The 12888-nt window shown below is 42.0% G+C and carries 12 protein-coding genes and 3 pseudogenes; 9 read left to right on the top strand and 6 right to left on the bottom strand.

The genetic code is table 11. From position 1 onward, the window contains the following. Positions 1-45: 45 nt before the first annotated feature. Together RM368_RS36335 and RM368_RS38950 are read right to left on the bottom strand one after the other, a co-directional pair. Positions 46-1167: pseudogene (locus RM368_RS36335) on the bottom strand (IS1634 family transposase); the annotation flags it as partial. After that, positions 1094-1444, bottom strand: a complete 351-nt coding sequence (locus tag RM368_RS38950) for a pentapeptide repeat-containing protein (protein WP_416212290.1) — start codon at positions 1442-1444, stop codon at positions 1094-1096. The pseudogene RM368_RS36335 and the gene RM368_RS38950, both read right to left, overlap by 74 nt. Positions 1445-1535: 91 nt before the next feature. On the opposite strand from RM368_RS38950, the gene RM368_RS36345 reads away from it, so the two are divergent. The 3 genes from RM368_RS36345 to RM368_RS36355 all read left to right on the top strand — a co-directional run bounded on the left by RM368_RS36345 (position 1536) and on the right by RM368_RS36355 (position 2772). After that, complete coding sequence (locus tag RM368_RS36345; RefSeq protein ID WP_322698553.1) at positions 1536-1706, top strand: hypothetical protein; 171 nt, start codon at positions 1536-1538, stop codon at positions 1704-1706. A gap of 100 nt (positions 1707-1806) precedes the next feature. Then, complete coding sequence (locus RM368_RS36350; protein WP_322698554.1) at positions 1807-2574, top strand: RNA ligase family protein; 768 nt, start codon at positions 1807-1809, stop codon at positions 2572-2574. Continuing rightward, positions 2575-2772 carry a hypothetical protein gene (locus RM368_RS36355; protein WP_322698555.1) on the top strand — a complete coding sequence of 66 codons (198 nt, stop codon included), beginning with the start codon at positions 2575-2577 and terminating at the stop codon, positions 2770-2772. It begins immediately after the preceding gene. Between the two features lie 156 nt (positions 2773-2928). Here RM368_RS36355 and RM368_RS36360 read toward each other — a convergent pair whose 3' ends face one another. The 4 genes and pseudogenes from RM368_RS36360 to RM368_RS36375 all read right to left on the bottom strand — a co-directional run bounded on the left by RM368_RS36360 (position 2929) and on the right by RM368_RS36375 (position 8417). Beyond that, on the bottom strand, positions 2929-5172 hold the full coding sequence (locus RM368_RS36360) for an ATP-dependent RecD-like DNA helicase (RefSeq protein WP_322698556.1): 2244 nt from the start codon (positions 5170-5172) through the stop codon (positions 2929-2931). 289 nt (positions 5173-5461) lie between these two features. Next, positions 5462-6430: a ParB/RepB/Spo0J family partition protein gene (locus tag RM368_RS36365; RefSeq protein ID WP_322698557.1), complete on the bottom strand. Its 969-nt coding sequence runs from the start codon at positions 6428-6430 to the stop codon at positions 5462-5464. Then, complete coding sequence (locus RM368_RS36370; protein WP_322698558.1) at positions 6427-7200, bottom strand: ParA family protein; 774 nt, start codon at positions 7198-7200, stop codon at positions 6427-6429. Before RM368_RS36370 ends, RM368_RS36365 begins: the two co-directional genes overlap by 4 nt. A 456-nt stretch (positions 7201-7656) precedes the next feature. Continuing rightward, positions 7657-8417 (bottom strand): annotated as a pseudogene (locus RM368_RS36375) (IS5 family transposase). A 145-nt stretch (positions 8418-8562) separates the two neighbouring features. On the opposite strand from RM368_RS36375, the gene RM368_RS36380 reads away from it, so the two are divergent. The 6 genes and pseudogenes from RM368_RS36380 (at position 8563) to RM368_RS36405 (ending at position 12557) form a co-directional block, all read left to right on the top strand. Then, on the top strand, positions 8563-8697 hold the full coding sequence (locus RM368_RS36380; RefSeq protein ID WP_322698559.1) for a hypothetical protein: 135 nt from the start codon (positions 8563-8565) through the stop codon (positions 8695-8697). 50 nt (positions 8698-8747) lie between these two features. Continuing rightward, positions 8748-9263, top strand: a complete 516-nt coding sequence (locus RM368_RS36385) for a hypothetical protein (protein WP_322698560.1) — start codon at positions 8748-8750, stop codon at positions 9261-9263. 629 nt (positions 9264-9892) lie between these two features. Then, positions 9893-10852: a ParM/StbA family protein gene (locus RM368_RS36390; protein WP_322698561.1), complete on the top strand. Its 960-nt coding sequence runs from the start codon at positions 9893-9895 to the stop codon at positions 10850-10852. Between the two features lie 5 nt (positions 10853-10857). Next, positions 10858-11148, top strand: coding sequence for a hypothetical protein (locus RM368_RS36395; protein ID WP_322698537.1), 291 nt, complete (start codon positions 10858-10860; stop codon positions 11146-11148). Between the two features lie 186 nt (positions 11149-11334). Continuing rightward, positions 11335-11715, top strand: a pseudogene (locus RM368_RS36400) (helicase-related protein); the annotation flags it as partial. A 5-nt stretch (positions 11716-11720) separates the two neighbouring features. Next, complete coding sequence (locus RM368_RS36405; protein ID WP_322698562.1) at positions 11721-12557, top strand: SWIM zinc finger family protein; 837 nt, start codon at positions 11721-11723, stop codon at positions 12555-12557. Positions 12558-12888: the final 331 nt, after the last annotated feature.

Below are 12888 nucleotides of genomic sequence, written 5' to 3' on the forward strand. Positions count from 1 at the left end.
TATCTTGTTTCTTTTGTCAAGTTCATACTATACCAATTTAGATGAGCTTACCCTGGGTTGAGAATCCTTGCGAGGTCTACCACGTCCCTGGTGTTGGGTATGTTCAATAACTTCAATATTTGCAAGTTGATGAAATGGCAATTGACTCTCAAGTAGCTTGGCTGCTGTGAGTGCATCTAGGGTACATGCAAATTTTTGTTGACACGATTTTCGCAGTTGGGATTGTGCCTGGGTAGATTTTTTTGTGAGACGTTTTTCCAGTTGTTTTAAGTCAGATTCCTTACGGGCTTCACTTTCTACCACCAACCATCGTTGTCGTACACTACCATAGTCATGACAACATGGGGCAATACGATATCCGGGAATTTTAGTTGGTATAAATGCATCAATACTGATATTCTCTAACAGTTCTTTGGCAGCAGTTAGGGTAGCAGGAACTCGAGACACCCATCTTAATGAGAGCATCATCTGCAAATTTTCTTTCGTGTAAAGGGCTGCATCCGCCACAAATAAAGCGTCTATTTGCCATTGTTTCTGGAAGTCAGCAATGAGTTTTCCAAACATGGCTGAATCGACTTCATTTCCATCTGCAACTCTTAAATATAAGGGTATATCTCCATCGCAGGTGCACATCAAGTCGAGAATAAATTGTTTCAAATCCGGTCGATTATCTCTGGAATAACCATGTGTAATTGTAATTAATCCTGATTCTGCTGATGCTTCATCCAAAGCTCCAGTTTCATAATCTCCATGTACGTGAAATGAACTAGAGTCCAAGTGCAAGCTGTCCATTTTCACTCCAAATTTATCTGCTGCTGATAGGGCGACTCGGATGAAAATTTCCGTTAATCCTGCATCATACAGTTTGTCTAAAACTCTGCCCAAGCGGTCATCGTTCAAATGTTCTGGTTGTATCCCCTCTCCCAATAAATGTTCGGTCGCAATCCCTTCAAAAAATTTCTCAAATAGATATAATGGCGCACTGACAAAGCCTAAGCCATTGATAATCATTGCTTTGACCACCTGACCTGCGCTGATTATTTCTTGGGGATGGGTTCCAAGCAGTTTGTTGATTTCTTCAACCAACCCTATTTCATCTATCATCCCTGCCACTATGCCTAAGTGATCTATATCTTGTACTTTGATTTGTGATGCTGAAATACTCATGCTTCAAAAATACAGCATTTTGCGATCGCACCTGCGGAATGTGGGTTATATATGAAAAAACCCCTAATAGTCCCACAAATAAGAATAAGGCAATCGGTAAGTAAATACCCCAACGCTTTTCCAGCCCAGCTTTGGCATGACTAAAGTTTGCGCCTATTAGGTTTGCACCAGTAAAATCTGTACTTCGGATATCTGCGCCGCTAAAGTTTGCCCCTGCAAGGTCTTGACCCTTAAACGAACGACCTCTGAGATTCTGGTGAGAGAAGTCTTGGGGCATAGCTAGGATTATAAAAGCGAGGGGTTATGTTACATACAGCTTCAGTATCAGCTTTTACGAACTGTAACACAATATTTCTGTTGAAGTTTGTGTGTTCAGCGATCGCATTTCTTGGGCAAGCTTCCACAGTGAAGGCTTGGCAGAAGTAGCGAACTCAACTCTTGCATATTGCAGCGCTCGTTCCCACTCCCAACGCCAAGCAGTCTCTACCAGTATTTCTTTGCCGTTGCTGAACTTGATAAAGTCAGTGCCTTCATCATAAAAACATCAGCAGCAAGGCGAAGTTGCTTTTAAATACTACAATTGTAGTATTTATACTATTAAATACAAGCTGAGAGTTTCCAAAGTCTGTAAGGTTTTTTATGAGTGATGATTTTTCGGTACGAAGTTGTGATTTAAACAAGCTCAACTCCATGACCAAATATCCTAGTATCCCAACATATCATGCGTTAGGTGATAGAGGGGTATTGCTTGATAAGTTCGTTAGTTTCAATGGAGAGGTTATCTTAACTGAAAAAGTAGATGGTACTAACTCTCGCATTATTATTTTGCCCGATGGTAACTATGTTCTAGGCAGTAGGGAAGAATTGCTTTTTGCTAAAGGTGATCTCATTGGTAATCCGGCACTGGGAATTGTAGAAGCCCTTCATAGTGTTGCAGATTTACTGCCGCAGTCAGAGCATAATATTATTGTTGTCTATCTTGAACTGTACGGTGGCAAAGTCACGGCTGCCAGTAAGCAATATACAGCACAGCAAAGTATTGGTTGGCGGCTATTTGATGTTGCGGTGATCACTGATATTACCATGCTGTTTACGAAGTCCGTACAACAATTAGCATCATGGCGAGACAATGGTGGGCAAACATTTCTAGATGAAGACCAACTCAAGAAAGCATCTATTGATTTTGGATTTGAACTAACACCGCGACTTGCAACTGTTGAGGCATTGCCCGTAAGTATTGAAGAAACTTATGAGTTTCTCAAGCAGATGTTGCCAAAAACCTTATTAGCTCTGGATGAGGGTGCTGGTGGTCGAGGCGAGGGTATTGTTGCCAGAACTTTTTCTCGAAGTACGATCGCTAAGATTCGTTTTGAGGATTATGAACGTCACACTAAACGTCGTCAGTGATTGAGTCAGCTTGAATTGTTTGAAAACTTAATTAGCCAATTGGTATTGCAACAATTACGAGAAAGATTACAAAGCATCCGTGCGATGTATGGATTCAATCAACTCCTCAACTTCTTCTTCGTCCAGACATTGTTTTACTTGGGTGCTGAACCACTCAAGCTCTTCCGGTTCTGTGTCCGTGACTCGGTAGACCAGTAATGTTCCTGCAACACGGGCAAGAGTAAGAGGTGATGGAGAAACATGGCTCAGTAGATCGCACGCATTCTGGTTCTATCGTGCGAGGTTGGTTCTGTTGTTGGCGAATGCAGCGATCGCTCATCAAACTCCAGGGCTTGTAGAAGAGGGAAATTCAGCCTACAAAGGCATCGGCTGCAACAACCTCTGCCACAATCTGGTGTAACGATGCTGATCATCTGTAGTTCGCACAGCCAGGGATATCGCTTTCTTGGAACCCACTACAATTACCAACTTCCTCGCACGGGTCAGTCCTGTGTAAAACAAATTCCGCGTTAACATCATGTAATGTTGCATGAAAAGAGGAAATATAACCACGGGAAACTCTCCCCCTTGGGACTTGTGGACTGAGATACTAAACGCTAGCGCAATTTCATTCAGGTCAGCGTAATCGTAAACCACAGTCCGCTCACCATATTGCACTGTAACCTCTTGCTCAACAGTATCAATAGCGAGGATAATTCCTAAGTCACCGTTGAAGACTTCTCGGTTGTAGTCGTTGGTTAGCTGGATGATCCGATCGCCCTCGCGTAATAAATTCCCACCTCTATTAATCTCCACCTTGTTAGGGCTGGGTGGGTTGATCAATTGCTGCAATACTGTGTTCAGGTTACGAGTCCCGATTACTCCCCGTGTCATCGGGCAAAGCACTTGGACATCAGTAGCCGGATTAAAACCTAAGCGGGGAATGAAATCAGCGATCAATTCACAGATTGCTTGTACTCCATGTTCAGGCTGATGACCGCCGCCGTGCCAAAGACAATCAGACACAGGATTATCTCTTATTGGCTCTATTGTCGGATAAATTCCTCTATTAATTTGGTGGGCAGCAGTGATAATTGCACTTGTTTGGGCTTGGCGAAATACCTGGGTTAAACGCACCACCGGAACTCGCCCCGAATTGATCAAGTCAGCTAGTATTTGACCTGGCCCTACAGATGGTAACTGGTCAATGTCACCCACTAACAACAATAGAGCGCCAGCCAATACTGCTTTAACCAAGGAGTAAGCCAGAAATAAATCAAGCATCGAAGCTTCATCAGCGATAATTGCCGTGTGGGGTAAAGGATTTTCGCTATCGCGCTTGAAACCCCTTGAGCGCGGGTCAAATTCCAACAAGCGATGTATAGTTTTTGCTTCAAGTCCAGTCATTTCACCTAAGCGTTGAGCAGCCCGTCCAGTTGGTGCAGCAAGAGCAATAGATTTACCCATTGCTTTCCACAGGCTAACAATGGTGTGGGTAGTAAAGGTCTTTCCAACCCCAGGGCCACCAGTGAGGATCATGATCTTGGAGTAGGCTGCTGTTTCTACAGCTCGGCGTTGCTGTTCTGAAAGCTGAATTTTCCGGCTAACAGTAAAGCGGTCAATCCAATCACGCACGCGCTCAATGTCAGTATCAACAGGCTTTTCTAAGCGTTGGCGTATCAGTTGAGCTAAATTCTGTTCCGTATGGAAGTAAGTTGGCTTGTAGCAAAGTAGTGTTTTCTCTTCATCCCGCTCTCTAATCAGGTCATCTGCAAGAGCCATATCTTTAATAATCATCGCAACCGCTTCTTCTGTGGGCTGATGAGATTCGGTTGTCAGCAGTTTGATTACCGACTCAATCAGTTCGCTTTGTGGCAGGTAACAGTGACCATCTTCGGCAGCAACACTTAGACAGTGCATAATCCCCGCACGGTAACGAAATTCTGAGTCAGGCGCAATTCCGATATTCCGTGCAATCTTGTCAGCAGTTAGAAAACCAATCCCGTAAATGTCGGCTGCTAACTGATAGGGGTTTTTGGTAACAGTGGCAATTGCTTCATCCTTATATTGCTTGTAAATCTTCACAGCATAAGTGGTAGAAACGCCATGCCCTTGGAGAAACACCATCACTTCTTTTATGGCTTTCTGTGTCTCCCAGGCATTTTTAATTAACTTAATCCGCTTTTTGGCAATGCCTTGAACTTCAATGAGCCGGTCAATTTGGTTTTCGATAATGTCCAGGGTTTCTAAACCAAAGTGGGCAACAATGCGTCTTGCTGTGACTGGGCCAACACCTTTGATCAGTCCACTGCCCAAATATTTCTCAATTCCGGTGAGAGTGGCTGGTTTGGTTTCTTTGTAGTTGACTACTTGGAACTGGGGGCCAAATTGTGGATGGTCACGCCAGAAACCAGTTAGCTGTAGAGTTTGACCTGGCTGAATCTTAGCAAAGCTGCCGACAATTGTTGTCAGTTCGGTGCTACGGGGACGGGTCAGCCTTGCCACAGTGTAACCCGATTCAGCAGAGTAAAAAGTTAGGCGTTCTACTACTCCGGTGATTGTTTCGTGTTGAGGAAAGGCGCTTACTTGTTGAGGGGAAAGATTAGGGGGAGTGGACATTGCCTGTTAGAAGAGGCCGCACATTATTATAATATTGGAAGTCAGTTAATTATAGTACATAAATACTAACTGAGGTGCCCGGTATTAGAAGTTCGAGATAAGAAATCCTCGAAACCCTTGATTTCTGATTGTTCGAGCTGAAGCTCTGTTTTCACCTATTCTCAATAAGGCATATTGTTTTCACACTGCAACATTTTACTCAACTACTTGATATAAAGTCACAGTCAATCCCCCAAATATTAGTGGTATGAAATCAAATTTTTTTTCAGTTTTAGCTAATTCATTTTTATCAATTTGTGAAGTCATTTTTCATCAATACATCCAACTGAGCCAACAACTTCTCTAGCTTTGCTTTTTTTTTCGGATCATCCCATACCTTGGACTGCTTAAAACGGCGGAGTGTGTCCTCAACACGGTCTTTCAGAGATGTTGACTCTGTTTGAGTACGAGACTCTGATTCCGGCTTCTGCTCAATTTCTGGAATCTTCCGCTTAATTTCGCTCAATGAGAGATTGTAGGCGATCGCGTCTTCTAGTAGTTGAATTCTTGTTTTTTCATTTTTCACCCTAGCGATTGCCCTTGCTTTAGTGTACTCAATTTTTCCCGAACGCAATACTGAAAGCACATCTTGAGGGAGATTGAGTAAAGGCAAGCGATTGCGAACAAATGAATCCCACTTCATGCCTCCTAACGCTGTAAATATTTCCTCAACAAGTAGAGTTTGAGAATTACCCGTAACGTTACGGGTAATTTTTCCTTTAGCTTCGTTTTCCATTTTTTGAAGCAGTTTGACGGTTTCTGAGGTACTGATTGACAACCGAAATGCCAATAGTTCAAGGATACCTTCAGTCTCTTCTAGTGGATTGAGGTCTTCGCGTTGCAGGTTTTCAACGAGGCGCACTTGGTACGTAGTCGCATCATCCATTATGCGGACTACTACAGGAACCTCAGTTAAAAGAGCCATCAATGCTGCTTTGTAGCGTCGTTCTCCGGCTACTAATTCATAATCGCCCTCAGAGAGCGGACGCACTAACAGAGGTTCGAGAATACCCAATTCTTTGATTGAATGTGATAGTTCTTCAAGTTTCTGCTCATCGAAATAGCGCCTTGGCTGTGAGGAAGGTAGCTTAATTTTGGCAATTGCAATTGTGTTAGTAGCGCTGGCTTGATCATCAGATTGTGACCCAGTTACAGTGCCAAACAGCAGATCGACAGGCTTTTTGATTGCAGCGTAAGGTTCGTTACGTTTGCTACTCACAGTTTTAATTCAAGTTTATCTATGCTATTAACAATTTTTTTGAGTACATCCACGGCTGGATGGTTTTTATCAAATAATGCTAGTGGAACTCGGCGCTCAGAAGCATCGGCAAAGGCAATAGTTTTTGGGATTGGTGGGTATACAGGAGCTATCTCTGATAGTTGTTCTTGTACAGCTTTAAGTGTACGCGATTCCTGGGCAGTCCGACCATCGAACATTGTAGGAACAAATCCACCAAATTGCAATCTGGGGTTGGTATGACTGCGGACTTGGGTGATCGTACTGAGTAAAAGTTCAGTTCCCTTAAATGACTTAAATTGACATTGGATAGGAACGAGAATGTGAGTAGCAGCAGTCAGGCTGATGATACTAAGTAACCCTAAAGAAGGTGGACAGTCGATGAGAATGAAGTCGTAATTATCTTGCACATTCAAGAGTCCATTTTTTAGGCGGTATTCTCTAGCGATCGCACTACTAAGTTGCATCTCACTAGCGGCAAGATTAATGTCAGCAGGGACAAGCGCCATACTATGAATCGGTTCAGGATAGATAGGTAATGGTCTGTTATCAACTATTGTTTGTTGAATACTGATACTCAATTCGTCTGGTTCGAGTCCCATAAATGTAGTGAGAGATGCCTGTGGGTCCATATCCACAAGCAAAACACGACGTTTTTTAAGTGCAAGGTGGTAGCCCAGATTTTGAGTAAGTGTTGTCTTGGCAACCCCACCACTTTGGTTAAATAGTGCAATAATCCGGGTTTGGCTCACTTTGATAAATTGCAGTTATCGCAAAAAGTACTTCTAATACAGGCAGATTGTAGCGCTTGATTAGGGGGAATACAACTCTTAGAGGTTGAAAGATTACTTTTCATTCCATACTGCCTAGAAGTTGCCTGTAGCAAGAGTACACAAGTTATCTATCATTTGAATATGGCGAACGCGGATTGTATTTGGTGGCAGCAGAGAAAGTAGATGAACTAGAAGCAATTGTCTTAGATGCAGATACACGACTAAAAGGCGACTAACTTCTGCCAGTATCAAAAAAATCCGAATCTGCTTCTGATAACTTATGCACGCTACCAGTATTGCACTTTTTATTTCCCCAGCGCCAATGATTTGTACTCCCGACACACGAGAAATTGCATGGGTAATCTTGCTTGAAAATACAACAGTACAACAAATATTTCCAGCCTATATCTGATGAAATATATCTAGGGCGTGTCATCAATTAAGCCAGATAACGGCAGCAGCAAGATAAATTGCACCCAGAAAGTTCCTTGCCCGTTTATCGTAACGTGTTGCGATCGCTCGATATTGCTTAAGTTGAGCAAAGAAATTCTCAATTAGATGTCGTGCTTTGTACAAGTCTCGATCATACTCACGCTTAACAATACGGTTGCGCTTGGGCGGAATAACTGCCGTTTTGCCCTGTTGTTCAAGTCGCTCAATTATGCGTTCATCAGCATCCTATGCTTTGTCAGCTAGGAGTGTATCAGTAGCAAGCTCGTTAAGCAAGACATCAGCTCCATCAAGGTCACATGTTTGTCCAGGAGTCAGGTAAAAGCCAATAGGATTACCCAAGGCATCCACTAGGGCGTGAATCTTGGTACTCAATCCACCCTTGCTACGACCAATTGCTTCGCTAAATGCATCCCCCCCTTTGCCCCAGCACTATGCTGGTGGGCACGTACAATCGTCGAGTCAATCATTGCATATTCGTTGTCTGCATCGTCGGCTAACGCCTCAAACACCCTTTGCCACACTCCGCGCTTTGCCCATCGACTGAAACGAGTATGAACTACTCGAAAATCGCCAAATCGTTTGGGTAAATCCCGCCAGGGAATGCCTGCTCGGTATCGATACAACACTGCTTCAACAAACAATCGATTATCTTTAGCAGTTACTCCGACCGTCTGTTTTCGCCCTGGTAGTAGGTCTTTAATACGTTCCCACTGGTCATCCCGCAAAGCATAGCGGCGCGTCATTTTAGCACTCCTCTGATGACTCAACTCGCGCTCGGCTATTGATTTTATACTTTATTGACATCTAATTGATGACACACCCTAAGATAAATGCTTTTTTGGTACTACCAACAGGGAATAAAAGTACGAATTTACAAAAGAGCTAGTAATGGGAGAATATAAAGAACATCCTTCACTGATTAAGGTGAAAGTCCAATACCCCAACTGTGAGCAGACTGGTATCAGATTAAAAACAGGAGAAGTGATTTTGACAACAGCGATTCCTTGTCCTTGGCAGCAATGATGGCACATTCCCTCTTCAAGAGTGATAGTAAGAGATATTTACGATTGATAATGCAAAAGTTGAAAATTTTACCCTCAATAATAACTGCACTAATGGCAATAACATTAACTAGTTGCAGCACTACTACTGTTGAACAGTATGAAGCTACTGCACTCACCAGTTACACCTGGCAAGTCAAGTATGCCAATGATCTAACTAGTCAACCACAGCCACGCATTGAAACCTTTGCTACTACTTCGATGCTGAATCGGAATGGAGTAAAACCGTCAGGAGCAGTTATCGGCCCGGATGATCGAGGGCTATGGTGGCCGACTTTACCGCCGCGACCAAGTGTTGATGAAGTTGAACAACGCAAAAGACCTCAAGAAGAGGCTGGAAAACCTGAATTGGTGAAAAATGTAAAGTACAAACTGACTTATGGAGTGGGTAATACTCAGCAAACACTACCTACTAACTATGATGTTTATCGGCAAGTAGTAAAAGCTTACCCCCAAAGAACTCCTTTGGAATTGACTTTGGGTGTAAATGATAATTCAGTTGAGAAAGCTGAACCTGTAAGCAAGTGATAACGCACTCGTTACGTAGTCAGCAAGAAGTTAAAGATCAAAACTGAATTGCTTTTCAACAAAAGATTAACACTAAAGTATAAATCAAGCTGTCAACCCATTCTCTGCGAGACACTACGCAAACGAGGAATTCAAAATTAAAGACAAGACGCTCGTGGACTCGCTTTCCGCGTTAGCAAGTCTTCGAGCATCGCGTCTTGTAGCCCCTTGATTCTTTGAATCAGTAGGTGTAATGACCTTGAAGGATAATTAATTCAAAATTATTCTTATTCTTCCTAACAGTATTTTGAATTTCATTAAAGGATCAACGATGATCTAAATTAATTTTTACTGCATTGATATAAAAGATTTCAAAAATTCCTACTGGGGGCTACATGGGGGCTATATATACCCCAACAATAGTTCAAGACTTTGGGAATATTTTGACCCCTATATAGGGTGTATATAGGTGCTATATAGGGTATATTTGACTGACTGACATTTTATACCCCATTTAGCCCCCAAGGGGTTATGATAAACTCTTGGTTCTAAATCAAAAAGGGGTAGTTATTTTATTTTTGTCTCCCCTGCTACCCAAAATTATCTGAACGGATAAATTTCACAAATCAAAGTGTATTACCTTTGTCTTTATGTCTAACATTCACACCTTACAAAAAATTTTTCCTGCGGGTTTCGATAACGGTTACGGAAGCCTCAAACTTTTAGTCGATGGCTTTGAAGTAGTTCGTGTCCCCAGCTATATAACCAATGCCGAAATGGAAGATGTACCTGGACGGGTAGTTTTTAACGGTAGTGCTTACACAGTCGGAGAATCAGCTTACCGGACAGGAAATTATTTTGACCGCAACACAGACAATAATGAAAATAAAGTCAATAATGCGTTGCTGATTTTATTGGGTGCATTGGCACATCTCCCACACCGTAAAGCTTGGCACTTAAAATTAGTTGTCAGCTTACATGACGTTGGTCTGGCTGAAGAACTACAAAAAGTACTCAATGGAGAATATCAGCCAATACTTGCTGGCAAACAATCAGATGTGAAAGTAGAAGTCCTGAAAGTTGTACTAGAGGGTATGGGTGCGTTATTTGGGCATCCACTACCCAAAAAATTAACCATTTTAGACTTTGGGAATGGAACAACCCTATATTCTCGTTACAACCGGGGTCAACGAGAAGTTCACACCGCCTACCCCATCGGTGTGGAAGTTCTCATCGATGATATCTCCCAAAAAATGAAACATCTAAATGGAGGAAAAATTGGGGATGCTTCCAAGATCCGATTTTGTCTGGAAATGGGACATACCAGATACAGCCGTGACATCGATATCAAAGATATATACACCGCTTGTTTAAAAGATTGGTATGAAAAATACTTGAAGAAAGTGGTGAATCTGACACTTGATGCCAAGCACCAAGGGGATGAAATCTGGGCGATAGGTGGAGGCTGCCTCTTACCTGGATTTAAGAAGCTGTTGGAGAAAAACGGCTTCAAAATCCTGGACAATCCGGTAGAAGCCAATGTCTCTGGGCTTTTAGAGATGGCAAAAGCCATCACCAGCAAGAATCCAACTACTACATCTCTTAAGTGATCGCAATGGCAGACAAACTTGACTTAACCCCAGAAAAAGTTCGGATCAAAGATAGCTACCGTGAGCGGATATTTGCCGAATCACAGCAACTAGGTAAAAGTTACCTGGAGACACTTTACTTTATCATTGATTGTTATTTTGCTTTCAGAAAGGGTGCATTTCCCACACAACAAGTAGCTTTCACGCCGAATAATACTGAAGATAACAAACTTACTTCAATGACTCAAGAGCCATCTATTATCGAAAACCAAGAGGATTCTGATGACCAAACCTTCACTCTTGATTTTGAGTTGTAAGGGAAGTATAGGACTGCTGCCTCTATAGTGTGTAAGTCTATTGCGTCACTTTTCTGAATATGTACTTGGCGATTTAGTGACTCACACCCCATCTACAGCCGCTTTTGACAAACAAATTGCTGATTCTCTAATTGAATCTTGCTTTTATCCTCGTCAGCATAACCCACTAACAACAAATACTGCCGTCGTTCACGTCGAGAACAAATGATTACCGAATTTCAAGACCCAAATACAGAACCATCGGTTTTTATCCTTTCCTTGAAAGCAGGGGGCGTAGGTATCACCCTCACGAAAGCCAACCATGTCTTTCACTTTGACCGTTGGTGGAACCCAGCAGTTGAAGACCAAGCAACTGACCGTGCTTTCCGTATTGGTCAAAAAAAGAATGTCTTTGTGCATAAATTTGTTGCTATTGGAACTCTAGAAGAGAGAATTGACCAAATGATTGAAGATAAGAAAAAACTTTCTAATGCTGTTGTTGGTAGCGATGAATCTTGGCTCACTGAATTAGATAATGAAGCCTTTAAGCGGTTGATTTCATTGAATAAGAGTGCAATTTTGGAGTAGATATCATGGCGAAATTTAGTCGAACTTGGTGGGGCGATCGCTTTATTCAAGCACTAGAAGCTTTTACAGATGATAACCGACTCAAAAGAGGACGGTCTTATGCTAGCGGTGGTAAAGTCAAAAGCTTTGAGATTGACTTAAATAAAATTACTGCCAAAGTCAGAGGCTCAGTTAATCCCTATTTTGGAGTTTACAAAGAACCAACTTATAATATAGAGATTCAGATTACACCTATTGCTAAAACCCGTTGTCATGAAGCTATCCAAAAGCTTTCTTCTAAAGCCAGTATCATTTCTCGATTGCTGCTAAATGAAGTCCCAGAAAATATTGAAGATACTTTTTCTAATTTGGGACTACATTTATTGCCCCATAGTAGTAAGGATTTCAAAACTAAATGCTCTTGCCCAGATTATGCTAATCTCTGTAAGCACATTGCTGGAGTTTACTACTTAGTGGCTTCTCAATTAGATAATAATCCCTGGTTATTATTTGAATTACGGGGATTATCGAAAGCAGAACTTCAAGCCAAACTAGCTGATTCTCCTTTGGGAAAAGCTCTCTTGTCAGAATTGAATACTAAGAAAATTCCTTTAGAACTTTCTAATTCGCTGTACACTAAGCTAGAAAAGCAATCTCTTAACCAAATGCCAAATGCCAGAGAATTTTGGTTAGGCACAAAGCGATTACCACAAACTATTGAAGTGGCGACTCCAAGTAGTATCTGTGCAATTTTGATTAAGAAACAAGGGGATTTTCCTGATTTCTGGCACAATGATGCATCCTTTATTGAAACAATGGAAGAACTGTATCAGCGAGTCAAAACCAAAAATCATCAGTTCTGATTTCAGGGCTGTTGAAGAAGAATTCAGCTCTTCTGAATTAAGACGCTCTCTACGAGACGCTAAAAGCGTAGCTTGCAACTCTTACAGAGTACGTAGACTCGCTTTCCGCTTCGCTTACAAAGAAAGGCAGAAGTACGAAGGCAGGGGGCAGAAGGAAAGAAGTATTAACAAAAACTTTAGTTGTGGGTATAAAGCCCACTTTAAAAGAAATAATTATACCGAGTGGAGAGTGCAACAAGGTATAAAGCGTCCTTGTTTCAATCCCACCCTTTTAAGAGCTTGTCATTACCAACATCTTTTAAACTGACTGGGTGATAAAATCAGCAGCCCA

It is taken from the genome of Nostoc sp. DedSLP03, assembly GCF_034530815.1.
Classification (GTDB): domain Bacteria; phylum Cyanobacteriota; class Cyanobacteriia; order Cyanobacteriales; family Nostocaceae; genus Nostoc.